This window comes from Flavobacterium sp. SOK18b (assembly GCF_014156605.1).
Lineage (GTDB): Bacteria > Bacteroidota > Bacteroidia > Flavobacteriales > Flavobacteriaceae > Flavobacterium > Flavobacterium tiangeerense.
In genome coordinates this window covers 14830-41191 of sequence record NZ_QKNZ01000088.1, presented here as the reverse complement: position 1 = coordinate 41191, position 26362 = coordinate 14830, and the positions used below count along the sequence as shown (strand labels likewise).

At 36.2% G+C, this 26362-nt stretch carries 19 protein-coding genes and 1 riboswitch; of the genes, 18 read left to right on the top strand and 1 reads right to left on the bottom strand.

What is annotated here, in order from left to right; all coding sequences use genetic code 11:
• Window positions 1-16 precede the first annotated feature (16 nt).
• From DNC80_RS12655 to metF, 8 genes are all read left to right on the top strand, one after another.
• On the top strand, window positions 17-2107 hold the full coding sequence (locus DNC80_RS12655; RefSeq protein ID WP_182651542.1) for a HEPN domain-containing protein: 2091 nt from the start codon (window positions 17-19) through the stop codon (window positions 2105-2107).
• On the top strand, window positions 2100-2876 hold the full coding sequence (gene cobA, locus DNC80_RS12650; protein WP_182651541.1) for a uroporphyrinogen-III C-methyltransferase: 777 nt from the start codon (window positions 2100-2102) through the stop codon (window positions 2874-2876). The genes DNC80_RS12655 and cobA overlap by 8 nt, the downstream gene beginning before the upstream one ends.
• Window positions 2877-3055: 179 nt before the next feature.
• Window positions 3056-3634: a bifunctional precorrin-2 dehydrogenase/sirohydrochlorin ferrochelatase gene (locus tag DNC80_RS12645; protein ID WP_182651540.1), complete on the top strand. Its 579-nt coding sequence runs from the start codon at window positions 3056-3058 to the stop codon at window positions 3632-3634.
• A 230-nt stretch (window positions 3635-3864) separates the two neighbouring features.
• Window positions 3865-4917 (top strand): NAD(P)/FAD-dependent oxidoreductase, encoded by a 1053-nt coding sequence (locus DNC80_RS12640; RefSeq protein ID WP_158728851.1) that lies wholly within the window; start codon window positions 3865-3867, stop codon window positions 4915-4917.
• A gap of 165 nt (window positions 4918-5082) precedes the next feature.
• A riboswitch (SAM riboswitch) is annotated at window positions 5083-5195 on the top strand.
• 247 nt (window positions 5196-5442) lie between these two features.
• A complete protein-coding gene (locus DNC80_RS12635) occupies window positions 5443-6444 on the top strand; it encodes a homocysteine S-methyltransferase family protein (RefSeq protein ID WP_182651539.1) in 1002 nt (333 codons plus the stop codon).
• A 26-nt stretch (window positions 6445-6470) separates the two neighbouring features.
• Window positions 6471-6911 (top strand): hypothetical protein, encoded by a 441-nt coding sequence (locus tag DNC80_RS12630; RefSeq protein ID WP_182651538.1) that lies wholly within the window; start codon window positions 6471-6473, stop codon window positions 6909-6911.
• 494 nt (window positions 6912-7405) lie between these two features.
• Window positions 7406-10507: a vitamin B12 dependent-methionine synthase activation domain-containing protein gene (locus tag DNC80_RS12625; RefSeq protein ID WP_182651537.1), complete on the top strand. Its 3102-nt coding sequence runs from the start codon at window positions 7406-7408 to the stop codon at window positions 10505-10507.
• Between the two features lie 81 nt (window positions 10508-10588).
• Entirely contained in the window at window positions 10589-11545 is a 957-nt protein-coding gene (gene metF, locus DNC80_RS12620; RefSeq protein WP_182651536.1) for a methylenetetrahydrofolate reductase [NAD(P)H], read from the top strand.
• A 117-nt stretch (window positions 11546-11662) separates the two neighbouring features.
• Here the strand turns inward: metF and gldA are convergent, their stop codons facing one another.
• The gene (gldA, locus tag DNC80_RS12615; protein WP_182651535.1) at window positions 11663-12559 is read right to left on the bottom strand and encodes a gliding motility-associated ABC transporter ATP-binding subunit GldA; all 897 of its coding nucleotides are present in this window, start codon (window positions 12557-12559) and stop codon (window positions 11663-11665) included.
• A 188-nt stretch (window positions 12560-12747) separates the two neighbouring features.
• Between gldA and DNC80_RS12610 the strand changes: the two genes are divergently transcribed.
• From DNC80_RS12610 to DNC80_RS12565, 10 genes are all read left to right on the top strand, one after another.
• Complete coding sequence (locus DNC80_RS12610) at window positions 12748-13995, top strand: dicarboxylate/amino acid:cation symporter (RefSeq protein ID WP_182651534.1); 1248 nt, start codon at window positions 12748-12750, stop codon at window positions 13993-13995.
• Window positions 13996-14383: 388 nt separating this feature from the next.
• Entirely contained in the window at window positions 14384-15211 is an 828-nt protein-coding gene (locus tag DNC80_RS12605) for a prephenate dehydratase (protein ID WP_182651533.1), read from the top strand.
• 43 nt (window positions 15212-15254) lie between these two features.
• Window positions 15255-16400 carry an aminotransferase class I/II-fold pyridoxal phosphate-dependent enzyme gene (locus DNC80_RS12600; protein ID WP_182651532.1) on the top strand — a complete coding sequence of 382 codons (1146 nt, stop codon included), beginning with the start codon at window positions 15255-15257 and terminating at the stop codon, window positions 16398-16400.
• 212 nt (window positions 16401-16612) lie between these two features.
• Window positions 16613-17470: a prephenate dehydrogenase gene (locus DNC80_RS12595; protein WP_182651531.1), complete on the top strand. Its 858-nt coding sequence runs from the start codon at window positions 16613-16615 to the stop codon at window positions 17468-17470.
• A gap of 111 nt (window positions 17471-17581) precedes the next feature.
• Entirely contained in the window at window positions 17582-18664 is a 1083-nt protein-coding gene (locus DNC80_RS12590) for a bifunctional 3-deoxy-7-phosphoheptulonate synthase/chorismate mutase type II (RefSeq protein WP_182651530.1), read from the top strand.
• A 132-nt stretch (window positions 18665-18796) separates the two neighbouring features.
• Window positions 18797-19774 carry a ribosome small subunit-dependent GTPase A gene (gene rsgA / locus DNC80_RS12585; RefSeq protein ID WP_182651529.1) on the top strand — a complete coding sequence of 326 codons (978 nt, stop codon included), beginning with the start codon at window positions 18797-18799 and terminating at the stop codon, window positions 19772-19774.
• Between the two features lie 81 nt (window positions 19775-19855).
• Window positions 19856-20308: a D-aminoacyl-tRNA deacylase gene (gene dtd, locus DNC80_RS12580; protein WP_182651528.1), complete on the top strand. Its 453-nt coding sequence runs from the start codon at window positions 19856-19858 to the stop codon at window positions 20306-20308.
• A gap of 137 nt (window positions 20309-20445) precedes the next feature.
• Window positions 20446-22353: a DUF3857 domain-containing protein gene (locus DNC80_RS12575; RefSeq protein WP_182651527.1), complete on the top strand. Its 1908-nt coding sequence runs from the start codon at window positions 20446-20448 to the stop codon at window positions 22351-22353.
• 7 nt (window positions 22354-22360) lie between these two features.
• Entirely contained in the window at window positions 22361-24367 is a 2007-nt protein-coding gene (locus DNC80_RS12570; RefSeq protein WP_182651526.1) for a DUF3857 domain-containing protein, read from the top strand.
• 3 nt (window positions 24368-24370) lie between these two features.
• Window positions 24371-26359 (top strand): DUF3857 domain-containing protein, encoded by a 1989-nt coding sequence (locus tag DNC80_RS12565; protein WP_182651525.1) that lies wholly within the window; start codon window positions 24371-24373, stop codon window positions 26357-26359.
• Window positions 26360-26362: the final 3 nt, after the last annotated feature.

Below are 26362 nucleotides of genomic sequence, written 5' to 3'. Positions count from 1 at the left end.
GGCTGGGGTGGGGCTTATGGAAAGTTTTAGAACCGAAATTGAAGATCCGATTGTTCAAAAAGACATAATCGACTTAGAAAGAAAAATTGCTTTATTCCGTGACGGAAAAATTGATGACGAGCGTTTTCGTAGTCTGCGTTTAGCACGTGGCGTTTACGGGCAGCGTCAAGAAGGCGTACAAATGATTCGTATCAAATTACCTTTTGGTAAAGTGACTAGCGAGCAACTCGTGCGAATTACAAAAGTTTCTGATGAGTATTCAACAGGGCGTTTGCACATTACAACACGTCAGGATATCCAAATTCATTACGTGAGTTTAGATAGAACACCGCAACTTTGGGCCGAATTAGAAAAAGACGATGTTACACTAAGAGAAGCTTGTGGAAACACAGTTCGAAATATTACCGCTAGTGAAACAGCAGGAATTGATCCAGAGGAACCTTTTGATGTGTCTCCATATGCGCATGCGATGTTTCAGTTTTTCTTGAGAAATCCAGTTTGTCAAGAAATGGGACGTAAGTTCAAAATGTCTTTTTCATCATCTGATAAAGATACCGGTTTGAGTTATTTACACGATTTAGGATTTATTCCAAAAATTGTAGGCGGTGTAAAAGGTTTCAAAGTGATGTTAGGTGGAGGTTTAGGTTCGCAACCGAGTCATGCCGAATTGCTGACAGAGTTTATTCCGGCCAATCAAATCATTCCAACTACCGAAGGGATTTTAAGAATTTTTGACCGCTACGGCGAAAGAGCCAAACGTTTAAAAGCACGTTTGAAATTTTTGTTGAAAGAAATAGGGAAAGACGAATTTTTACGATTGGTAGACGAAGAGAAAAAAGCGTTGTCACTACATACAGTCGAAATTGATACTACTGCTTTTGAGGGTGCTATTGCAGCACCATTATTGGAAGTTCCAAAAGTCGAAATTGAAGATACAGCAGCTTTTGAAGCGTGGAAAAAATCAAATGTAATTCCGCAAAAACAAGCGGGTTATGTGGCCATCGGAATCAAAGTTCAATTAGGGGATTTTTATACCGATAAAGCGAGAGCATTAGCGCACTTAATCAAAAATTATGCAGCAAACGAATTGCGTTTTACGTTGCGCCAAGATATTTTAATTCGTCATGTAAAAGAGGAAAACCTTCCTTTCTTTTACCAAGAATTAGCCAAATTAGATTTTGTAACCACAGGCTACAACACGATTGCTGATATTACAGCTTGTCCAGGTACTGATACGTGTAACTTAGGAATTGCGAGCAGTACCGGAATTGCAGTAGAGTTAGAACGTGTTTTAACTGCTGAATATCCGCAGTACAGCAACAACCGTGAAATTACTATTAAAATTAGTGGTTGTATGAATGCTTGCGGGCAACACAATATGGCCGAAATAGGCTTTCAAGGAATGTCAATCAATGCGGGTAAATTAGTAGCTCCAGCCTTGCAAGTTTTATTAGGAGGAGGGAATTTAGGAAATGGAAACGGAAGATTCTCTGATAAAGTAATCAAAATCCCGAGCCGAAGAGGACCAGATGCTTTGCGTTTGATTTTAAATGATTTCGAAGCCAATGCCAACGGACAATCGTTCTTGAATTATTATGACGCTCAAGGCGAAAAATATTTCTACGAATTTTTGAAACCATTAGCTGATGTAACCAATCTAACCGAAGCTGATTTTATTGACTGGGGAAATGCAGATAATTATGTAAAAGCAGTTGGGGTAGGAGAATGTGCGGGAGTTGTAATTGACTTGGTTGCAACCTTATTATTTGAAGCGAAAGAAAAATTGACTTTTGCACAAGAAGCTTTTGAAGATGCAAAATGGTCGGATGCAATTTATTTGGCGTACGCCGGATTTGTCAACGGAGCCAAAGCATTATTACTTGCTGAAAACCAAAAAACAAACCACCAAGCGGGAATTATTGATTTGTTTGATGCCGTTTTTGTGGCTACAAATACAATTCAATTGCAATCTTCTTTACGAGAATTGGTATATCAAATCAATCAAAATGAACCTTCTGCTGAATTTGCTAAAAAGTACATTCAAGATGCCATTGTGTTTTTTGATGCCATCGAAGCGTATAGAAATAAAGACTTAGCTGATGCTTAAAAAGAAACAACCCATCGTAACACTAGTTGGTGCGGGTCCTGGCGATCCCGATTTACTGACGATCAAAGGTGCCAAAGCATTAGCAGAAGCGGATGTGGTATTGTACGACGCCTTGGCCAACGAGGAGATTTTGACGTATGCTCCCAAAAAAGCGATTAAGATTTTTGTAGGCAAACGCAAAGGCTGTCATGAATATTCGCAAGATCAAATCAACCAATTGATTGTAGACAATGCCTTGACGTACGGACATGTAGTTCGCTTAAAAGGAGGTGATCCTTTTATTTTTGGCCGTGGAAGTGAAGAAATTGACTTTATAGAAAGTTTTGGCATACCTACATCTGTGGTGCCTGGAATTTCATCCTCGATTGCTGTTCCGGCTTATCAAGGGATTTCATTGACCAAAAGAGGCGTTTCTGAAAGTTTTTGGGTAATTACAGGAACAACTTCTGATCGAAAATTATCAAATGATGTGGCTTTGGCTGCACAATCATCAGCAACGGTAGTTATTTTAATGGGAATGAGCAAACTCACTCAGATTATCGATTTGTTCCAAAAAGAATCTAAAGGAGAAACACCGGTTGCCATTATTCAAAACGGAACGACCGCTCAGGAGAAAATTGGCGTGGGAACCATCAACAACATTGAGAAAGTGGTTGCAGAGCAACAATTAAGTTCACCTGCCATAATCGTCATTGGCGAGGTGGTTAAAGAGAGCAATAAATTAAAAGGCTTTTATGAAGAATTCATAGCGAAAGAAATTCGTAAATAACAGTTCCGTAGGAACGGATAATATTGTAGCGTCGGGTTTCAACCCGATGATAACGGTAATGATGGCATTATGATTAATACGATGATGAATGATAAAAAAGGTTGATTTTTAACCCAATGTTGCCGAAAACGAATTCTATTGATTAATAACGAATTCCAATTTAAAGAATTAAAATAAAAGTGGAAAGAAACGAATTATATCCTATTTTTTTAAAATTACACAACCTCAATGTGCTCATTGTGGGTGGCGGAAATGTGGGTTTAGAAAAACTATCGTTTCTGTTGAAATCCAGTCCCAATGCCAATGTTGAGGTAGTAGCACCCTGGTTTTTACCAGAATTAGAAACCTTGGCTGCAAGCCATCCAACAGTGAAGTTGACTTATAAAAAATTCAATCGCTGGATGCTCCGCAAACGCCACATGGTGATTGCCTGCACCGATGATTTGAAGGTGAACAAAAGGATTTATGATTTATCCCGAAAAAGATATTTGATTTGTAATATTGCTGATACACCGCCATTGTGTGATTATTATTTGGGCGGAATTGTAACCAAAGGGAATGTGAAAATTGCCATTTCAACCAACGGGAAATCACCCACTACAGCCAAACGACTGCGAGAGTTTTTTGAAGAAATAATTCCAAACGATATCAATAAAATGGTCGAGAATCTCAATGAATACCGAAAAACATTGAAAGGAAATTTTGAGGAAAAAGTTCAAAAAATGAATGAAATCACAGAGACGCTCAAAGCAAAGTAAGCACAAAACACAATCTTAAGTTCATAGAAAAAAGATAAAATGTAATAGTTCTTAATAATCAGTTTCTGTTTTTTTAACTAAACAGAATAGTGATATTTGTACTCAATTATAATTAAAAGGATTGAGCGCCTAGATTCAATACAATAACATAGATAAACACAATTAACAATTTCCATAACAGCCTACAATTACAACTGAAGGCAAAACATAGGATACTAAATTAAATCAAAATGATTAAAACAGACATACTCATTATTGGCGCGGGGCCAACAGGTTTATTTGCAGTTTTTGAAGCAGGATTATTAAAATTAAAATGTCATATATTAGATGCTTTGCCACAAGCAGGTGGGCAGTTATCAGAGTTATATCCTAAAAAACCTATTTATGATATTCCTGGATTTCCAGAAGTATTGGCTGGTGATTTAGTAGATAATTTAATGGAGCAAATCAAGCAGTTCGAACCAGGGTTTACCTTGGGTGAACGTGCCGAAACCATCGAAAAACAAGAAGACGGAACATTTATTGTGACTTCAAACAAAGGCAAGAAATTCCATGCGCCAGTTATTGCTATTGCTGGTGGATTAGGTAGTTTTGAACCAAGAAAACCATTGATTGAAGACATCGAATTCTACGAAGACAAAGGAATTAAATACTTCATCAAAAACCCAGAAAAATTCCGTGACAAGCGCGTAGTTATCGCTGGAGGTGGCGATTCGGCTCTAGATTGGAGTATCTTTTTGTCAAACGTAGCTTCAGAAGTGACTTTGATTCACCGTCGCAACGAGTTTCGTGGTGCTTTAGACTCTGTAGAAAAAGTACAAGAGCTAAAGACTTCTGGTAAAATAAAAATGATTACACCAGGTGAAGTAGTAGGTTTAAAAGGTGCCGAACATCTTGAGGCAGTTGTAGTCGAGGAAAATGGCGCACAACGCACCATCGAAACCGATTATTTTATTCCGCTTTTTGGTCTTACTCCAAAGTTAGGTCCTATCGGCGACTGGGGATTAGAAATCGAAAAAAATGCCATCAAAGTAAACAACGCCTTAGATTACCAAACCAACATTCCTGGAATTTTCGCCATTGGAGACGTAAATACCTATCCAGGAAAATTAAAATTAATCTTGTGTGGATTCCATGAAGCCACTTTAATGTGTCAAGCGGCCTACCAAATCATTAATCCAGGTAAGCGCTATGTTTTAAAATATACTACCGTTTCAGGCGTAGATGGTTTTGACGGAACTCGTAAAGAAGCTCCAAAAGCCGTAGTAAAAGCAATCGTATAAAAAAGCTATTGAGTCAAAAAGGTTCTGAGTTGCTAAGTTCATTAAAAAGCTTAGTAATTCAGAACTTTTTTTTTGCTTAGACAATTAGCCTCTCAGAATCTTTAAAAAAACACTTGCAATTGTTAGCACTATGTCGTTACTTTGCACTGTTCCTATATTTATTGAAAGTTATCACGAAAGGCGGAGGGAAAGACCCAATGAAACCTTAGCAACCCTTTATTTTTTAAAGAAGGTGCTACATTCTACTTTATACAACCAGTATCAAAGATAGATAACACAAGAATACTTCTACAGTATTTCTCAAACCTTTTCTTGACAACATATCGAATTTTTTAGAGCAGATTAATGGCGCTTTTCAGTCATAATCGTTCCCGCTTTCCGTTACAATCTTTTATTTTTTAAAGAAAAAAATAAAAGGATTTTCACTGCAATCGGGGCTATAAAGAAAAATTGGGAACTTTTGGAAATACTAATCAAAAGTAAAAATCACAATTTCAAATTGTGATTTACAAGAAATAAAAAGTTATGTCAAGCATTCACGAAGCCATTACAAAAAACATCCTCATCCTTGATGGAGCTATGGGAACCATGTTGCAACGTTACAATTTCTCCGAAGAAGATTTTAGAGGAGAACGTTTCAAGGATTTTCCGCATTCGCTAAAAGGAAACAATGATTTATTGTCGCTCACGCAGCCACAAGCTATAAAAGACGTTCACGCCGCATATTTTGAAGCTGGAGCTGATATTGTTGAAACCAATACTTTCTCAGGAACCACTATCGGTATGGCTGATTACTATCTTGAAGAATATGTATATGAATTGAACTATGAGTCGGCCAAAATTGCCCGCGAAGTAGCCGATGAATTTACCACCAAAAATCCAGACAAACCTCGTTTTGTAGCGGGTTCCATTGGACCCACGAATAGAACAGCAAGCATGTCACCAGATGTAAACGATCCCGGTTACAGAGCCGTAACTTTTGATGATTTACGCATCGCGTACAAGCAACAAGTAGAAGCGCTTATGGATGGTGGTTGCGATTTACTTTTGGTAGAAACTATTTTTGATACTTTAAATGCCAAAGCAGCGCTTTTTGCTATTGAAGAAGTAAAAGACGAACGCAATCTTGATATTCCTATTATGGTCTCCGGAACAATTACTGATGCTTCCGGAAGAACACTTTCGGGACAAACGGTTGAGGCTTTTTTAGTTTCGGTGTCGCACATACCGTTGTTGAGTGTAGGATTCAATTGCGCCCTTGGTGCCGATTTACTCAAGCCGTATTTACAAACCTTGTCGCAAAACACATCGTTCAACGTATCGGCCCATCCTAATGCAGGATTGCCCAACGCCTTTGGAGAATACGACGAAACACCAGAACAAATGCAAGCTTTTATCAAAGAATATCTCGATGATAATTTGGTCAACATCATAGGGGGTTGTTGCGGAACAACACCAGCCCACATCAAGTTAATTGCCGATATCGCAAAGGAATACAAACCGAGGGTTTCAACTGCAGTGATGTAATGTTAAGATAATTTAGTTTATTAAAAATGGAGGAAAAGACTATTGATAATTTTAAGAATTTGAAATGGGTACTGCTATGCTCTCTTACCTTGGCAACAATATATATATTATTTGATATCTCTAGAAAAACAAAGTTTGAAAAGTACAAAGAAACATTTAAGGGCGAAGCAATTGGTTTAACAACGAGGTTTAAACAGGTCGGTAAACGAAGGGTTTTAATTTATTGCTTTTATGTGGATGGTAAGGTTATGTCTAAGAGAAATACGATGGGAGGAGATGAAATTTTAAACAAGTTTTACAAAGTGAAGTATGACTTAAATAATCCGAAAGGGAATTATATTTTTTTAGATAAAGAATTGAAGCCCGATTCCCTTACTCTTGTTAAAAATGGTTTTACTTGGACTAAATATTATGTATACGATGGAAATGTAACTAGTCGATATCTAGAAAAATCAAAATGGCAGTGATCGCGATTATTGGATTTTATTACAATGCATCTATTACGCAAGTCAAAGGAAGTATTGGTGAGTAAAATAGTTTTATTCGTTTGCGAGCGCGAGCGCCCCGCTGGTGCACATAAAATAGGCAGGAAAAGAATTTTAAGAAAAAATAATAAGCACGAGCGTGACGCTAGCGCTAGCAGCAGAGCAACTTGTTTAGATTCTTCGTTCCTCAAAATGACAAAATTGAAGAATAAAGAAACGGAAGAATCAACAAAAAAAAAGTGTGTTGTTAGCACAATGCCCGCGTGAGGGATAGTAGTGGAAAGCCCGCAGATCAATGGAGTGCTAACGGAATTGATTGAGGACTTGAAACGAATAGCCCGACCCGACTTTTTTTGGAGGGACACGCCCGAAAAAGAATTGAAATAAGATGGTAAGGTTTCGAAAACTTTGCATTAAATAAAAAAATAAAAACTCATTCTAAGTTTCTTAGAAATGGAGTAACTCAAAATAAAGAAATGGCAGAAAAAAGAAGAAACCTAGTATTAGCAGGATTGGAACCCCTAATCATTACGCCGGAAAGTGTATTTGTGAATGTGGGGGAACGAACCAATGTGACGGGTTCGAGAAAATTTCTTCGATTGATTAAGGAAGAAAAATACGATGAGGCGCTTGATATTGCGCGCCAGCAAGTAGAAGGTGGAGCACAAATCATTGATATCAATATGGATGAGGGAATGCTCGATGGCGCATATGCGATGACAAAATTCCTGAATTTGATTGCGGCTGAGCCGGATATTTCGCGCGTACCCATTATGATTGATAGCTCGAAATGGGAAATCATTGAGGCGGGTTTGAAAGTCGTACAAGGGAAATGTGTTGTGAATTCGATTTCGTTGAAAGAAGGCGAAGAAGCTTTTATTCACCATGCTAAACTGATAAAGCGTTATGGTGCGGCGGTAATTGTGATGGCTTTTGACGAAGTGGGTCAAGCGGATAATTACGAAAGGCGTGTTGAAATTTGTCAGCGTTCGTATGATATTTTAGTGGGAATTGGATTTCCGCCACAAGATATCATCTTCGATTTGAATATTTTCCCAGTGGCAACAGGTATGGAAGAGCACCGCTTAAATGCGTTGGATTTCTTTAGAGGAACCAAGTGGGTTCGCGAAAATTTACCTCACGCACATATCAGTGGTGGGGTGAGTAACGTTTCGTTTTCGTTTAGAGGAAACGATACGGTTCGTGAGGCGATGCACTCGGTTTTCTTGTACCATGCCATTCAAAACGGAATGACAATGGGGATTGTAAATCCAGAAATGTTATCGATTTATGATGAGATTCCGAAAGATTTATTGGAGCATGTTGAAGATGTGATTCTGGACAGACGCGACGATGCGACAGAACGTTTGCTCGATTTTGCGGAGAATGTAAAAGGCGACGGATCCAAAACAAATGAAAAGGCGGTATTAGAATGGCGTTCAGGAACCGTTCAAGAAAGAATCACGCACTCGTTAGTAAAAGGAGTGGATGCGTTTATTGAAGAAGATGTTGAAGAAGCGCGACAAGCTGCTACAAAACCCATTGAGGTGATCGAAATCAACTTGATGACGGGAATGAATGTCGTGGGTGATTTGTTTGGTTCGGGTAAAATGTTTTTGCCACAAGTGGTGAAATCGGCACGTGTAATGAAAAAAGCAGTGGCGTATTTATTGCCTTTTATTGAAGCGGCTAAGCAAGTTGGCGACAAATCTGGTAACGGAAAAATCCTGATGGCTACCGTAAAAGGTGATGTTCACGATATCGGAAAAAATATAGTTTCGGTGGTATTGGCTTGTAATAATTATGAGATTGTCGATTTAGGTGTAATGGTGCCTCCAGAAAAAATCATTGCTGCAGCTATTGAGCACGAAGTAGATATTATTGGATTGAGCGGATTGATCACGCCGTCCTTGGACGAAATGGTGTATCTCGCTAAGGAATTGGATAAAAGAGGACTTAAAATTCCAGTCATGATTGGTGGTGCAACAACTTCGCGTGCGCATACAGCCGTGAAAATTGCACCTCAATACAGCCAAACGGTAATTCACGTCAACGATGCCTCGAGAGCGGTAACGGTAGCGGGTAATTTATTGGATCACAACCGAAAAATATATGCTAGTGATATTCGTGCAGAATACGATGCGTTTAGAGAAACGTTTTTGAATCGTTCTCGCGACAAGAATTTCTTGACCATTGAGCAAGCCCGTAAAAATAAATTGCAATTGGATTGGGATAATTTCACGCCCGTGAAACCTAAAGTTATTGGCAAGCAAATCGTAGAAGTAGATTTAGAAACTTTGGTGCCTTATATCGATTGGACGCCGTTTTTTAGAACTTGGGAATTGTTTGGGAAATATCCAGCTATTTTAACCGATGAAGTAGTAGGCGAACAAGCGACTTCGGTTTTTGCAGATGCACAAGCCATGCTGAAAGTTATTTTGAAAGAGAAGAAATTATCTGCCAAAGGTATTTACGGCATTTTTCCGGCGAATCAAATCAATGATGATGATATTGAACTATACGAAGCCCCCCCCGCCCCCGAAGGGGGAGCTACTCTCGAAACAGCAAAACAAACTTGGGAAACAGCAAATCCTATTATGTATGATGTTTTAAAAGAACGCGCTAAAGAGATGAGAAACAAACCAACAGAAGCTGAGAAAATGCTATGGAATGTTTTATCTAATAGAGGAGTAGAAGGGTATAAATTTAGAAGGCAACATGTAATAGGGGAATATATAGTTGATTTTGTGTGTTTGGAAAAAAAGCTAGTTATTGAAGTGGATGGATCTATTCATAATCATCCCGAACAAATTGAACATGATAAAGAGAGAACTATTTGGCTAGAATCTAAGGGTTTTAAAGTTGTTAGATACACTAATAAAGAGGTATTGAATAATTTACATGAAACAATTGAAAAAATCAGCAAGGAGTTGTCTACAAAGGAGATAGTTCCCCCTTTGGGGGTTAGGGGGCTCTTTTTGACTTTACGCCAACAATCTCAAAAAACCAAAGGAGCGCCAAACATCGCTTTGTCTGATTTTATTGCGCCAAAAGAAAGCGGAAAAGTAGATTATATGGGAGCCTTTTGTGTAACTACTGGTTTTGGTGTGGACGAATGGGCGGCTGAATTCGAAAAGGATTTAGATGATTATAATTCGATTATGGTGAAAGCGCTTGCTGATCGTTTTGCAGAAGCTTTTGCTGAATATTTGCACGAGAAAGTGCGTAAAGAATTTTGGGGTTATGCTGCTGATGAGAATTTATCAACCGAAGATATGATTGATGAGGTTTATAAAGGGATTCGACCAGCGCCAGGATATCCAGCTTGTCCAGATCATTTAGAGAAACCGACTATTTGGAAATTATTAAATGTTGCGGAAGAAATCGGAGTAACCTTGACCGAAAGTATGGCTATGTGGCCGGCTTCATCAGTATCGGGTTACTACTTTGGAAATCCAGAAAGTAAGTATTTTGGACTCGGAAAAATTAAAGAAGATCAAGTAATTGACTACGCCAAAAGAAGAAATGTTTCCACTGATGTAGCCATGAAATGGTTGAATCCGAATATTGCTGATTAGGAATTTTGTTTCAAGTTTAAGGATTCAAGTTACTCGGGAGAACTTTAAACTTTAAACTTGGAACATGAAACAAAAAATAAAATGAAAGTAACACAACATATAGAAAAAGCCAAAGGAGAAACTTTGTTTTCATTTGAAATTATTCCGCCTCAAAAAGGGAAAAGTATTCAAGAATTGTATGATAACATTGACCCTTTGATGGAGTTCAAACCGCCATTTATTGATGTGACTACCTCACGAGAGGAGTTTATTTATGTTGATAAAGGTAACGGTTTATTGGATAAAAAGCTAACCAGAATGCGACCGGGAACCCTTGGAATTTGCGCTTCGATAACCCATAAATACAACGTAGATACCGTTCCTCATGTTTTGTGTGGCGGTTTTACCAAGGAAGAAACAGAGTATTTATTAGTAGATTGTCATTATCTGGGAATCAATAATGTAATGGCGTTGCGCGGTGATGCGATGAAGGACGAACAATCCTTTGTTCCAAAAGTGGGTGGAAATCGTTTTGCAATTGATCTAGTGCAGCAAATCAAATTGTTGAACGAAGGCAAGTATTTGCATGAAGTTATGCATGTGGATAATAAGGCTGATTTTTGTATTGGTGTGGCAGGATATCCTGAAAAGCATTTGGAATCTCCATCGTTACTTTCTGATTTGAAAAGGTTAAAAGAAAAAGTGGACGCAGGTGCTGATTATGTGGTGACACAAATGTTTTTTGACAATGCCAAATATTTTGAATTTGTGTCCAAAGCCAGAGAAATGGGAATTACAGTACCTATTATTCCTGGTATCAAGCCATTGGCGGTGCAAAGACATTTGCAAATTTTACCGCAAATATTCCGAATCGATTTGCCCGAAGATTTAATTGATGCAGTAGATAAATGCAAAACAAATGCAGATGTAAAACAAGTGGGAATTGAATGGGCTATCCAGCAATCACGCGAGCTAAAGGCTGCGGGAGTTCCGGTATTGCATTATTATTCAATGGGTAAATCAGAAAATATCCGTCAAATTGCTAGCCAACTTTTTTAGCAATTTATTCTTGATATTTTAAAAGCGTCCAGCCTTTTGAAGGCTGGACGCTTTTTTTATAATTTGTATTTTAGCAGTGTTTGTTTTTTATTCAAGAATATAACTCAATATTACCAACTATTTAGTGATCTCCCTAAAGACCGCTTCTAAGTTTTTATTCTTTTGATTGAGTTGTAAGGTTTTCAAACCATTGTTTTGAGCAAAATCAAAGACTACAGAGCGCATGTCTTTATCTGATTTAAAAGTCAGTTCCCACATCATATCGTGAACGTTTACATACGAAACAAGATTCTCAATTTTAGAAATCAATTGTTCTTCGACTTGAAAATCAAATTCCACTTCAATGACTTGTTCCTTGTCTTCAGAAATTAAATTATCTAGTTTTTTATCGGTAACAATTTTACCATTGTTGATGATTATAACGCGATCACATATAGCCTCAACCTCTTGCATAATGTGTGTTGAAAGAAAAACAGTCTTGTCTTTTCCGACGTTTTTAATTACGTTTCTAATCTCCATCAACTGGTTTGGATCTAAACCAGTGGTAGGCTCATCCAGGATTAATACATCAGGATTGTGCAGTAGCGCATTGGCCAATCCTACACGCTGGCGGTACCCTTTAGAGAGTTGGCCTATTTTTTTATGGCTTTCGGTACTTAAACCTGTCAATTGAATTACCTCTTCGATACGAGATTTGGCAACTTTGTACACATCAGCGTTAAAGGCTAAATATTCACGAACATACAAATCCAAATACAACGGATTGTGCTCCGGCAAGTACCCAATAGAAAGTTGCACTGCTTTTGGATTGGTGTTTACATCCTGCCCGTTTACCGTGGCAGTTCCTTCATCAGCGGTAATGTAGGTAGTTAAAATTTTCATCAAAGTCGATTTTCCAGCTCCATTTGGGCCTAAAAAACCAACAATTTCTCCTTTGTTAATTGAAAATGAAACGTTATCTAATGCTTTTTGAGCACCGTAGCTTTTGGAAATGTTATTTACTGCTATTGACATGATGAATTATTTGTTGCAAAAGTAAACAGAAAATGAATGGATTTGTTGTTCGATTGCCTACTAATTCACGAATAATTTTTTCACGAATAGTTACGAGCACTTCTATTCGAAATGATAAAAAAGTAGCATCGTGATTGCACCACTATCATTTAGATTTCTATATTTACTTAAAATAGTTCAAAAGACACATGAAAGACATAGGATCAGGAGGTTTCGTGAAAAATTATAAAGGGATTATGCTACTTCTGGGGGGCATTCTTGCAGGAAGTATATTAGGTTTGGTTTTTGGTAAAGAGGTGGAGGTTTTGAAACCTTTGGGAGACATTTTTCTAAATTTGTTGTTTACGGCCATTATTCCGTTAGTGTTTTTTACCATATCGGCATCAATTGCTACTTTAGAAAAAACCGAAAAACTAGGAAAGTTATTCTTAATCGTAATTGGAGTCTTTTTGTTTACGGTCTTGGTTTCTGCAATCCTTATGGTAGTTGGAGTTTTGATTTTTCCAATCCATCAAGATATTATCATTTCTAAAATTCCGCTAGAAATTGTAGCCGAAAATAGCACTGGCTCTCAGATTACGCAATTGCTCACCGCGGGTGATTTTTATGAATTGTTGTCCCGAAAAAATATGTTGGCGCTCATTCTTTTTTCTTTTTTAGTAGGGTTTGCCAGCTTGCAATCTGGTGAAAAAGGCAATGATTTCAGTAGGTTTTTACGATCTGGTAACGAAGTAATGAAACAATTGCTATACATTATTATGCAAACAGCACCCGTAGGTTTAGGTGCCTATTTTGCTTATCAGGTGGGTATTTTTGGTCCGCAACTGTTTGGTGCTTATGCCAAGCCGCTAGGGCTTTACTATGCTGTTTGTGCTTTTTACTTCATCGTATTTTTTAGTTTATATGCCTACATGGCGGGTGGGAAATTAGGGTTTAAAGTGTTTTGGAAAAATAATATAACACCTTCGTTAACAGCTATTGGGACCTGCAGCAGCATTGCTACTATTCCAGCAAATCTTGAAGGTGCCGAAAAAATGAATATTCCTGCTCACATTAGGAATGTCGTTATTCCATTGGGAGCACCTTTGCATAAAGATGGTTCGAGTATGTCATCCATTATCAAGATAGCCGTTATTTTTGCCATGTTTGGTAAGGATTTTACAGATCCAATTACGATTCTTACCGCTTTAGGAATTACAGTTGTGGTTTCTGTTGTTGAGGGCGGAATTCCTAATGGTGGTTACATAGGCGAAATCCTAGCAATAACCGTTTATGGTTTTCCAATGGAACAAGCCTTGCCAGCGGCAATGATTATTGGAACTTTGGTTGATCCAATGGCAACTTTGTTAAATGCTAATGGAGATTTGATTTCGGCAATGTTAGTGACAAGAATTGCCGAGGGGAAAAAGTGGCTTTCTGAAAAAGTACTTGTATAAATCACGTTCCATATTGTGTGTTGCAGCATAATTAAGCCTTGTTTTTACCTAACAATACAATAATTGCTGTTGTATGAATAGTATTTTAGAAGCCTTTTTTTAAACATTACATAATTAATAACCAACTTTTTAGCGAATCCATTTTTTGTGTCATAAAATCAACTTTTTTTTGGGTGCAGTAAAAAATTATGTATACATTCGCAAAGTAATAAATACAAAAAATACAAAACATGTTGAGTAACCGATTTTATTTTAGCAACTCTTATTATTTCTTCTGGAAGGTAGAAAGGGATTGTTGCATGGTTATTTAATTCAAAAATTAAATTGATACTATAGATATACAATCCCGATGCAAATCGGGATTTTTTTTTGCTTAAAAGTGTGTAAAATGAATACAATTATAGGAATACAAGGCATTACGGGCTCGTTTCATCATCAAGTTGCTCAAGAATATTTCAATCAGGAATTTATTCTTGACGAGTGTTTGTCTTTTGAGGAATTGGTAGACAGCTTGTTAGCAGGCAAGTCAGAGCAAGCAATTATGGCCATAGAAAATTCAATTGCAGGTCCAATTATTCCCAATTATGCCTTAATTGACAAGAATAATTTACACATAATTGGAGAGCATTATTTGAATATTCATCAAAATTTAATGGCGTTGAAAGGTCAAAAAATTAAAGATATTCTCGAAGTACATTCGCATCCGATGGCGCTTTTACAATGTATGGATTTCTTAAAAAAATATCCCAATATCAAATTGGTTGAAGACAAAGATACCGCTGAGACAGCACGAAGAATTCAAGAAAAACAACTGAAAGGAATAGCGGCAATTGCAAGTAAAACAGCTTCGGAAATGTATGATTTGGAAATTATTGCGCCAGAAATCCAGACGATTAAGAACAACATGACGCGCTTTGTGATTATCAAAAAAGAAAATTCATTTGTTCCTGAAAGTGAAATTAACAGAGCATCGATAAAATTTGAACTGGATCACAAACGCGGGAGTTTAGCAGCAGTTTTAAACGTAATGAGTGATTGTAAATTGAATTTAACTAAGATTCAATCTTTGCCCAAAATTGAAACACCATGGAAATATTCCTTTTTTGTGGATGTCACTTTTGAGAAATACGAAGATTATGCTAAAGCAAAATCATTATTGAATATAATGGCCGAATACTTTAAAGTCTTGGGTGAATACAAGAATACTAAAATATAAAGAGCCTCGAGTTACCAAGTTATACAGATATAAAAATTTAAACATGATTACCACAGCAAAGCGTCTCCATATCATTGAAGAATATTATTTCTCCTCCAAATTGAGAGAAGTAAGGCAACTAGCTGCCGAAGGCAAACCCATCATTAATATGGGAATTGGGAGTCCAGATTTACAACCGGCGCCTGCAATTGTAGCTGCAATTGTAGCTGCGATGCAAGATGAAAACGCGCATCAATACCAGAGTTATCAGGGATTGCCGGAGTTGCGCGAAGGTATGGCTGCTTTTTATGCCAAAAATTATGGTGTAACACTCAATCCGGTAACCGAAATTTTGCCTTTGATGGGTTCTAAGGAAGGAATTATGCATATTTCGCTGGCTTTTTTGAATGAAGGCGATCACGTTTTGATTCCGAATCCGGGCTATCCTACGTACACATCAGTGACCAATTTAGTTGGAGCGGTTCCAGTGTATTATGATTTGAAAGAGGGAAACCAGTGGGAGCCGGATTTTGAAGCTTTGGAGCAAATGGACTTAACCAAAGTGAAAATCATGTGGATTGGGTATCCGCACATGCCTACGGGAGCACGAGGGAGTTTGGAATTGTTTGAAAAATTAGTGGCTTTTGCTGCAAAACATCAAATTTTATTGGTCAACGACAATCCATATAGTTTTGTTTTGAATGACAATCCGATGAGTTTGTTGCAGGTAAAAGGAGCAAAGGATGTGGCTTTAGAACTGAATTCTTTGAGTAAAACTTTTAACATGGCGGGCTGGAGGGTAGGCATGGTGTTAGGAAATGCCAATGCTATTGATGCGGTTTTGAAAGTAAAAAGCAATATGGATAGTGGTATGTTTTACGGCATTCAAAAAGGAGCTGTTGCAGCGCTGAAAAGTGATAAAGCTTGGTTTGATGCTATGAATGAAATCTATAAAAAAAGACGAATTGTAACAGAGGAGCTCGCCGAAAAACTGGGTTGTAAAGTGTATAAAGAAGGTGTTGGTTTATTTGTTTGGGCAAAATTACCCGAGGGAGTTACATCAGCGGAAGTGTTTATTGATAGAATCTTGCATGAGAAATCAATTTTTATTACACCGGGAACTATTTTTGGGAGTAATGGCGAAGGCTACATTCGGTTTGCTTTGTGTGTTGAACAAGAAAAAATTAGAGAAGCAATCAGTCGATTTTAAGCCCCCTGACCCCCAAAGGGGGAATGAAATAGCAGCGAGATGTATTGCATTTAGTTATTATTCATGATCAAATGAATTTGTTTAATGAAAAAATAAATTTCTGTATGACGAGGTTTCCTAGCCCTGATAGTAGTGGAAATCATTTGCTGCCGGGGTTCGGCAGGAAAGATTGCAACGGATAGCAGGATTAGCTTCGGATAAAAAACAAAAAAATGAAAGTATTTGTAATAGGCATAGGCTTGATAGGTGGTTCGATGGTGTTAGATATTAAAGATTTGTATCCCCATGCCACGATTTATGGGATTGATACGAACGAGAAGCATTTGGAACAGGCAATTGAGTTGGGGGTAATTGATGAAATGGCAACATTTACAGACTTAATGCATGCTGATTTTGTGATTGTTTCGGTTCCTGTAGATGTAGCGCTCACGGTTGTGCCCCAAGTTTTGCAGGCGATTGGAGACCAAACGATTGTTTTTGAAGTGGGTTCGACAAAATTACCTATTTGTGAAGGTATTGCCAACCATGCCAAAAGGAGAAATTTTATAGCCACGCATCCTATTGCTGGAACGGAATTTTCGGGACCATCTGCAGCAATAAAAGGGTTGTTTCAAGGAAAAACAAACATTATTTGTGAGGTAGAGAAAACGACTTTTAAATTGCAAGAACGCGCCTTGGCCTTGTTTCAAGAAATGGGCATGCGCATTCGGTATATGGATCCAAAATCACATGATAAGCACATCGCGTATGTGTCGCATTTGTCCCATATCAGTGCTTTTATGTTAGGAAAAACAGTCATTGACAAGGAGAAACACGAGCAGGATATTTTTGATATGGCAGGTTCTGGTTTTGAAAGTACGGTGCGTCTTGCTAAAAGTTCGCCCGCAATGTGGACACCCATTTTTAAGCAAAATAGAAAGCAAGTTGTAAAAACTTTGAATGAATATATCTTGAATTTATCTAAATTTAAGGAGCTATTAGAGAATGAGGATTACGAGGCGATTTACAATGAAATGGAAAGCGTGAATAAGATAAAAGAGATATTGAACGGAATGAATGTTAAGAAGTGATCAGTTGACAGTTTATAGTAGCAGTTTTCAGTGATGAGTCAAAGTTAACAGTTTTCAATGCTTACAAAAAATATAAAAAAAACGAAACTTAGAAAATAAAATTTAGAAAAGATGGAAAATAAGAAAGAAATGAGAAACTGGTTGGAGGCATTTAATTTGACCCACCCATTAGTGATAGCAGGGCCATGTAGCGCTGAAACCGAAGAGCAAGTGTTGAAAATTGCACATGAGTTAAAAGATTCAGATGTAAGTATTTTTAGAGCAGGGATCTGGAAACCAAGAACACGTCCAGGAGGATTTGAAGGCGTGGGCGAAATAGGTTTGAAATGGTTGAAAAAAGCCAAAGAAGAAACAGGTTTGCTAATGGGAACGGAGGTAGCCAATGCTGCTCACGTAAAATTAGCTTTAGAATATGACATTGATGTCTTGTGGATAGGTGCTAGAACAACGGTAAACCCATTTGCGGTTCAGGAAATTGCAGACGCATTGGCTGGAACAAAGAAAATTGTCTTGGTAAAAAACCCTGTAAATCCAGATTTATCCTTGTGGTTAGGTGGAGTAGAACGTTTGTACAATGCAGGAATTGAGAAATTAGGAGTAATTCACAGAGGTTTCTCTACTTACGAGAAAACAAAATACCGCAACATTCCAGAGTGGCAAATAGCTATTGAATTGCAAAATAAATTCCCTGATTTACCATTGATTATTGATCCTTCGCACATTACTGGTGATCGCAAAATGATCTTAGAGGTTACGCAAGAAGCTTTAGATTTGAATTACGACGGAATGATTATTGAAACGCATACAGATCCGGACAACGCTTGGAGTGATGCCGCACAACAAGTAACACCAGATGCTTTGAAACAAATTTTCATTGATTTGAAAGTACGTAAAACGGATGATGTATCGGATGATTTTACTCAGAAAATGAAAAAACTAAGGGCTAATATTGACGTTTTAGATGCTACTTTGCTAGAGCTTTTAGGCAAACGTATGAAAGTTGCTGATGAAATTGGTGTGGTGAAAAAAGCAGCCAATGTAGCTGTTTTGCAAAACAACCGTTGGAACGAAATTTTAGGTAAAATGATTTTGGATGGAGAAACCAAAGGACTTTCAGAAGAGTTTGTTTTAAAATTATTTAAAGCCATTCACCAAGAAAGTATCAGCCATCAAGATAAGGTATTGAACGCTTAATTGCTTGTAAATTTTTAATAAATCCTCCAGAGCTTCGTTAAGAAGATTTTGGAGGATTTTTGTTTGAACTTGTTTCTAAAAAAACTGTGCACTTTGAACTTCAAACTTGAAACAAAATTTTACCTTTGTCACATGACAGGAATCGTTTATAAATCTACAGGAAGTTGGTACACCGTAAAATCCGAGCAAGGAGATTTTATAGAATGCCGTATGAAAGGGAAATTTCGCATTAAGGGAATAAAAAGTACCAATCCCATTGCAGTAGGCGATGTGGTAGATTACGAACTCGAGGAAACATCAGATGCAGTTACGGGTACCATTTTTAATATTCATGACAGAAAAAATTACATCGTACGCAAGTCGGTTAATTTATCGCATCAAATGCATATTATAGCTTCAAATATTGATCGTGTTTTTTTATTGATCACTGTGAACAATCCGCCAACAACTTTTAATTTTATTGATCGATTTCTTATAACTGCGGAGGCGTACGGAATAGAAACGGTTTTGGTGTTTAATAAAATTGACACTTTTGACGAGGCTACTTTAGACGAACAATTGTACATGCAGCATGTGTACCAGCAAATAGGATATACTTGTTTGCGCGTGTCCTCAACTGAAATGAAAGGAATTGAGGAATTAAAAGCCTTGATGATAGGAAAAGTAAGCATGTTCTCTGGGCATTCAGGTGTGGGAAAATCTACATTGGTAAACGCTATGGAGCCTGCTTTGCATTTGAAAACAAAAACCATTTCAGACGCCAGTAAACAAGGACAACATACCACAACCTTTGCTGAAATGTATGATTTATCTTTTGGCGCCAGTATTATTGATACACCCGGAATCAAAGGATTTGGGATGGTAGATATGGAGCCGGCTGAAATTAGCGGGTATTTCCCCGAGTTTTTTAAATTGAAAGAGCAATGCAAGTTCAATAATTGTTTGCATAAAGAAGAGCCTAAGTGCGCCATAAAAGAAGCATTAGATCGAGATGAAATTGCTTGGTCACGCTACAACAGTTACCTTAAAATTTTAGAAGGTGACGATGAACATTACCGAACTGACATTCATAACGAAGATCGAATTATAAGCGATAAAACTAGAGAGTAATATTTTTAAAAGTCATAATTAACGAAAGATATAGATTTTTTTACTTTCGACTTTAAGACTTTGTAACTTTATGACTGATTAATGAAAGTAGTAATCCAAAGAGTTTCTCAAGCTTCAGTCACAATTGACGATCAAATTGTAGCTAATATTCAAAAAGGATTGTTGGTATTGGTTGGTATCGAGGATGCGGATACGCATGAAGATAGCAGCTGGCTGAGTTCCAAAATTGTGAATCTTCGTATTTTTGGAGATGAAAATGACGTCATGAATCTTTCTGTTAAAGATATCAGTGGTGACATTATTGTGGTCTCTCAATTTACTCTTCAAGCCTTAACTAAAAAAGGCAATCGCCCATCTTATATTAAAGCATCAAAGCCAGAAATAGCAGTTCCTCTGTATGAACAATTTGTTGCCCAAATAGAACAAGATCTTAGCAAAAAAGTACAAACCGGAGTTTTTGGTGCCGATATGAAAGTACAATTACTAAACGATGGACCTGTAACCATTATCATAGACAGTAAAAATAAAGAGTAATTACTTTGCTGCTTGTTAGATTTAATATATTTTTGAGCACCACGAATATTATTTTCAAAACCAACAGCAGACTTTTTTTGTAAAGGTCTCTTGTTTATTGCATTTTGGTTATCTTCTCCCAACATTTATTCATTACAATGAAAATATCAACATTTGTTTGTCTTTTATTTATTGCATTAACATTTCAAGTTTCAGCTCAAAAAAGAGAGTATGTTTCCCTCATTATTTCAGATAGCTTAAAAGAAAATTCTAATGCCGTGATTCGCTTAAATCAAATAGACATTACTATCTCTTCACAAAAAAGCATGACTGTGAAAGAAAAAAGAGTTGTTACAGTTTTGAATCAAAATGGACTCAATGCAATACATGCAGTTGAAAGTTATGATAAAAGAAAAACAGTAAAAGCAATTGAGGCAGTTGTTTATGATGCTTTTGGAAATGAAATAAAAAAAATAAAACGTAAAGATTTTAAAGATCAAAGCGCATCAGGAGGAGGTACTCTTTTTTCTGATGGAAGGTATCTAACTATTGACTATACGCCTACTCAATACCCATTTACAATAGTCTATGAAAGTGAAACAGAGACTTCAAATACAGCTTTTATTCCGTCATGGTTAGTATTGACTGATTTTTATGTAAGTGTTGAGAAAAGCATTCTTAACGTAACGTTCCCTTCCGGTCTTGGGTTTAAAAAGAAAGAATTTAATTTCGAAAAATTCAAGATCATTAAAGAAAAAGATACTGACACACAGTTAACCTATTCTGTTGAGAATGTTTTAGCTCAAAAATATGAAGACTACACACCTGTTTCAAAAATATTCCCGAAAGTGATGATGGGATTAGAAAATTTTAATTTAGAAGGTGTTGATGGAACTGCAAAAAACTGGAATGAATATGGGAAATGGTTCTCTGAAAATATTTTGAAAGGAACTGAGATTCTCAATGACGATAGCAAGGCAAAGATTAAAACACTGGTAGGTAGCGAAACAGATCCTATTAAAAAGGCAAAAATAGTGTATAAATTTGTTCAAGAAAAATCAAGATATGTAAGTGTTCAAGTGGGAATAGGTGGGTTTAAACCAATGCCTGCTAATGATGTAGACCGTTTAGGATATGGAGATTGCAAAGCTCTGTCAAATTATACAAGGGCTTTACTTGAAGTAGTTGGAGTACCGTCTTACTACACTGAACTTTATGGAGATAGCAATATTCGAGACATTGAAGCAGATTTTTTCTCTATTCAAGGCAACCATGTAATTTTGTGTATTCCTAACGGCCCTGAAAATATATTTCTTGAATGTACAAGTCAAACAGATCCTTTTGGTTTTCAAGCCAATTTTACCGATGACAGAGACGTCGTAGTTATGAAACCGGATGGTGGTCACATCATCCATACTAAAAAATATCAAGATAAGGACAACAGTCAGATCTCTAAAGGAAGTTACAGTATAGATGCTAATGGTGATTTTTTCGGTAAAGTAGAAATTGTATCTAGAGGTACACAATACCACCAAAAACAAGGAATTGAAAAGTTGTCAGCTATTGAAAAAGATGCACATTATAAAAATTATTGGAGTGTTATAAATAATTTGAAAATAGGAACAATAGATCTTGTGAATAATAAGGATAGCGTTCAATTTACTGAAAATGTTGCTTTTAGTTCTAGCAATTATACTAGTGTAATTGGTGGCAAAATGATGATGGTGTTAAACGCTTATAATCAATATTCAGGAAGTGTTAAACGGATTAGAAATCGTAAACATCCCTTTGAAATTCCAAGAGGATACATAGATGTAGATGAAATAGAAGTTCATTTACCGCCTGGCTTTTCGGTTGATTTTTTACCAAATGGTTTTGAATTAAATACTAAGTTTGGCGAATATAAAACGGAAATAATAAAAAAAGATGATTCTAATTTGATTTACAAACGCTCTTTGTTCTTGAAAAAAGGTTTGTATTCCAACGAAGAATACGAGGATTACCGATTGTTTATGGAGCAAATTTCCAGAAATGACAATGCTAAAGTTTTACTAACCAAAAACTAATCATAATATGAAATTTAACCAACTTATCAGTGCATTGTTTCTGATTGCAATTGTTTTAAAAACAAATGCTCAGGAATTTAAATTAGGAAAAGTCTCCGTGGCAGAATTGGAGGAAAAGTCACATCCTCAAGATCCTTCTGCAGTTGCGGCGATTCTGTTTAAAAAAGGGGATGTTCGATTTGAATACAGTCAAGATAAAGGTTTTGAGATGGTTACTGTAGTCAAAACACGCGTCAAGATTTATAAAAAAGAAGGTTCCGATTGGGCAAATCAAGCGTTACAATATTATTTAGGAAGTAATTTAAAGGAAAGCGTTTCTTTTTCTGACGCAGTGACGTTTAATTTAATCGAAGGTAAAATAGAGAAAACTAAATTAAAAAGTGAGGGTGAATTTGATGAAAAAATCAATAAATATTGGGGCAGGAAGAAGATAACAATGCCTAACGTTAAGGAGGGTTCGGTCATAGAATACGAATATACAATTAGATCGCCACGTGCAAGTGAACTAAAAGATTGGTTTTTTCAAACCAGTATTCCTGTCAATTATTCGGAATTTATAACTTATGTCCCTGAGTTTTACGTTTATAATCCGAACCTTAAAGGTTATGTATTTCCTAAGGTTACTGTGGATAAAAGTCAAAAATCCCTGGTAATTAACAGTAAAGAAAGGAGGGATAGCAGGGTCACTACCTTTTCTCAAGATAATCTAAATTATCAGGAAACAAAGACGACTTATTTAGCTAAAAATTTGCCCGCAATGAAAGAAGAGTCTTTTGTGAATAATATTGAAAATTATACGGCAAGTGTTACACATGAATTGGCCATGACTAAATTTCCAAATTCTATTCCTGAAATGTATTCTACAGATTGGAATTCGGTTGTAAAGACGATTTATAATTATGATGACTTTGGACCAGAATTAAATAAAACAGGTTATTTTGAAAAAGATTTACAAGGTGTAATAGCGGGTTTAAATGCTGCCGAGGATAAAATCACTGCAATTCTACAATTTGTTAAAGCGACTGTAAAATGGGACGAGTATTATGGGTATTCTTGTAATGATGGTGTAAGGCAGGCTTATAACAAGAAATCAGGTAATGTTGCCGAAATAAACTTAATGTTAACAGCGATGTTACGATATGCCGGTTTAACTGCAAATCCTGTTTTAGTTAGTACGCGTTCTAATGGGATAGCTCTATTTCCAAATAGAACTGCCTTTAATTATGTTATTGCTGCCGTTGAAGATGGTCAGAACCTAATTCTTTTAGATGCTACAGATGCTTTTTCTGCTCCTAATATATTGCCTATACGCGATTTAAATTGGGTGGGTAGGCTAATTCGAAAAGATGGAAGTTCCATAGAAGTAGATTTGATGCCACAGCAAACAGCAAATGATCTTATATCTATGAATTATAGTGTCGATGAAAAAGGGGAGGTTTTAGGTAAGTTGAGACGTCAAAGAACAAATCATCATGCAATGTTATTTCGATCTTCATTTAAGGGAACCAAAGAAGATGCTTACTTAGAAAAATTTGAAAATGATAACAATAATATTCAAGTAAGTGAATATGTAAGAACAAACGAAACAGATGTTAAATTACCTGTAGTTGAAACACTTTCTTTTAAAGGGGGCAATTTTAGCGAAAAAGTAGGTAATGCCATATACATTAAACCATTATTGTCTTTTACCACAAGTGTAAATCCTTTTAAGCAAGAAATTAGAGAATATCCAGTTGATTTTGCTTTTCCACTCATGGATAAATATGTAGTAAATATTCAAGTTCCTGATGGATATAAGATAGATTTCTATCCTAAAACCGAGGTTGTTTCTATGCAAGATGGACTAGCCACCTTTAAATTTTTAACGAGTGCGACAGACAACGCAGTTCAAATATCATTTTTATACCAGATAAACGCTTCAATAATTGGAGCTGACTACTATCCTGCCTTAAAAGAGTTCTTTCAAAAGATGATAGATAAACAAAACGAAAAAATAGTTTTTAAAAAGGCATAGTAAATGAAGTTTAATCTTTTTTTTGCAGGTATGGTTGTATTGTTTTTTTCTACAATGAATGCTCAAAACTCAGTGCCGGGAAATGTTACGGTTGACCAGCTTTTAGAGAAGTTTCATCCGCTAGATTCTACAGCAAATGCCGCTATTTTAACCAAAAAAGGAAGGACTTTTTTTAAATACAACATAAAAGATGGTTTTGTACTCAACCATGAATACTTTTTTAGAATTAAAGTTTATAAAAAAGAAGGGTTAAGTTGGGCAAACTTTCAAGTGCCTTATTATGTAGGGTATGAAGATTTACACGATGAGTCGGTTAGGTTTTCTAATGCATGTACTTATAATCTTGAAAACGGTAAAATTGTTAATACAAAGCTAAATAGTGAGGGAAGCTTTAAGAAAAATGTAAACTCCTATTGGAGCATTGCTTCTATTTCATTGCCAAATGTGAAAGTTGGTTCCGTAATAGAATTCAAATACACCATTAAATCAGAGAATATTGTAAAATTTCCAGTATATGAAAATCAATACAGTATACCATTAAATTATTCAGAATATAATACTGAAGTGCCAGAATTTTTTATTTACAAAACACTTCAAATAGGTACTACTAAAATAGATTCCGACTCCAAATTAGATAGCGGGTCACAATCTTTTGATAATATATATGGGCAAAGAAGTAATATGAAGTATAAACAAATCAATAGTACTTACTTGACCAAAAATATTTCTGCTATTAAGGATGAAGATTATGTTGATAATATAAAAAATTATACTTCTGCCATTCAAAATGAGCTAGAACGTACCCGCTATCCTGATGAACCAGTAAAAGAGTATACGGTAACATGGGAAGGAGTATCAAGAAATATTTTTGAAAATAAGTCTTTTGGACCCGAACTCAATGAAAGACAATATGTATTACAAGATGTACAAAGAATAATCGCTAATGTAGTAGGAGAGGAAGAAAAACTTGCAATCATTTTTAAATTTGTTCAAAGTAAAATGAATTGGAATAATGAAAATGGATACTTCACGGATAAAGGTGTAAAAAAAGCTTATTTGGATCAGACAGGAAATGTTGCCGAAATAAATTTTATACTAATTGCCATGATGAAATTGGCGGGTTTAAATGCTAATCCTGTTTTAATAAGTACTGTTGATCATGGTATACCCATTTTTCCTAATCGTATAGTGTTTAATTATATTATTGCAAGTGCAGAAATTGATGGAAAATATATTCTTTTAGATGCAACAAACAAGTACACTTCGCAAAATGTACTACCGCTAAAAGCATTAAATAGGATAGGAAGGCTCATAAGGGAAGACGGATCTTCGCAAGAAATTAGTTTGGATCCAACCACAGTATCAAAATTAAATTATTCTGTAGTGTCTACGATTACTGATACAGGTACAATTACAGGTAAAATTATAGTGCAAAGATCCATGCATGAGGCATTTAGATTTAGAGAGCAATATGCCAATAGTAATAAGGATAACTATGTTGAATTTTTAGAAAATAATCTAGGTAGTATACAAATCAAGGATTATACTATTGAAAATAAGGTTGGGGATTTATCGAAACCTGTTACAGAAATTTTTTCTTTCAGTGCCGATAATCATTGTGAAAAGATAGCTGGTAAAATTTATGTTGATCCATTATTGTTTTTCACCACCGATAAAAATCCATTCAAACAAGAAAAGAGGCAAATGCCATTATTTTTTGGCTACCCATTACAAGAAAAATATATTGTAAACATAGAATTTCCAGAAGGCTATGAAGTAGAATCCTTACCAAAGCCTGTAAAAATCGTTCTTGATGATAATATCGTCGTTTTCTCTATTAACGCTTTAGCGCAACAAAATAAGATACAATTAATAGTTACAAAAGAATTGAATACAGTTTTATTGGCGGAGGATTTTTATGAAGATTTAAAAAACTTTTATCAAAGAACTATCGAAATTCAAAAACAAAAAATCGTTCTCAAAAAAATATAAACA

Bases quoted from the DNA above. Each gene is read 5' to 3' on its own strand.
- gldA (WP_182651535.1), bottom strand. From the start codon at position 12,559: ATGTCAATAGCAGTAAATAACATTTCCAAAAGCTACGGTGCTCAAAAA.
- DNC80_RS12595 (WP_182651531.1), top strand. From the start codon at position 16,613: ATGAAAGTATTTGTAATAGGCATAGGCTTGATAGGTGGTTCGATGGTG.
- DNC80_RS12625 (WP_182651537.1), top strand. From the start codon at position 7,406: ATGGCAGAAAAAAGAAGAAACCTAGTATTAGCAGGATTGGAACCCCTA.
- dtd (WP_182651528.1), top strand. From the start codon at position 19,856: ATGAAAGTAGTAATCCAAAGAGTTTCTCAAGCTTCAGTCACAATTGAC.
- DNC80_RS12575 (WP_182651527.1), top strand. From the start codon at position 20,446: ATGAAAATATCAACATTTGTTTGTCTTTTATTTATTGCATTAACATTT.
- DNC80_RS12565 (WP_182651525.1), top strand. From the start codon at position 24,371: ATGAAGTTTAATCTTTTTTTTGCAGGTATGGTTGTATTGTTTTTTTCT.
- DNC80_RS12635 (WP_182651539.1), top strand. From the start codon at position 5,443: ATGTCAAGCATTCACGAAGCCATTACAAAAAACATCCTCATCCTTGAT.
- metF (WP_182651536.1), top strand. From the start codon at position 10,589: ATGAAAGTAACACAACATATAGAAAAAGCCAAAGGAGAAACTTTGTTT.
- rsgA (WP_182651529.1), top strand. From the start codon at position 18,797: ATGACAGGAATCGTTTATAAATCTACAGGAAGTTGGTACACCGTAAAA.
- DNC80_RS12570 (WP_182651526.1), top strand. From the start codon at position 22,361: ATGAAATTTAACCAACTTATCAGTGCATTGTTTCTGATTGCAATTGTT.
- DNC80_RS12610 (WP_182651534.1), top strand. From the start codon at position 12,748: ATGAAAGACATAGGATCAGGAGGTTTCGTGAAAAATTATAAAGGGATT.
- DNC80_RS12600 (WP_182651532.1), top strand. From the start codon at position 15,255: ATGATTACCACAGCAAAGCGTCTCCATATCATTGAAGAATATTATTTC.
- DNC80_RS12655 (WP_182651542.1), top strand. From the start codon at position 17: ATGGAAAGTTTTAGAACCGAAATTGAAGATCCGATTGTTCAAAAAGAC.
- DNC80_RS12605 (WP_182651533.1), top strand. From the start codon at position 14,384: ATGAATACAATTATAGGAATACAAGGCATTACGGGCTCGTTTCATCAT.
- cobA (WP_182651541.1), top strand. From the start codon at position 2,100: ATGCTTAAAAAGAAACAACCCATCGTAACACTAGTTGGTGCGGGTCCT.
- DNC80_RS12630 (WP_182651538.1), top strand. From the start codon at position 6,471: ATGGAGGAAAAGACTATTGATAATTTTAAGAATTTGAAATGGGTACTG.
- DNC80_RS12590 (WP_182651530.1), top strand. From the start codon at position 17,582: ATGGAAAATAAGAAAGAAATGAGAAACTGGTTGGAGGCATTTAATTTG.
- DNC80_RS12640 (WP_158728851.1), top strand. From the start codon at position 3,865: ATGATTAAAACAGACATACTCATTATTGGCGCGGGGCCAACAGGTTTA.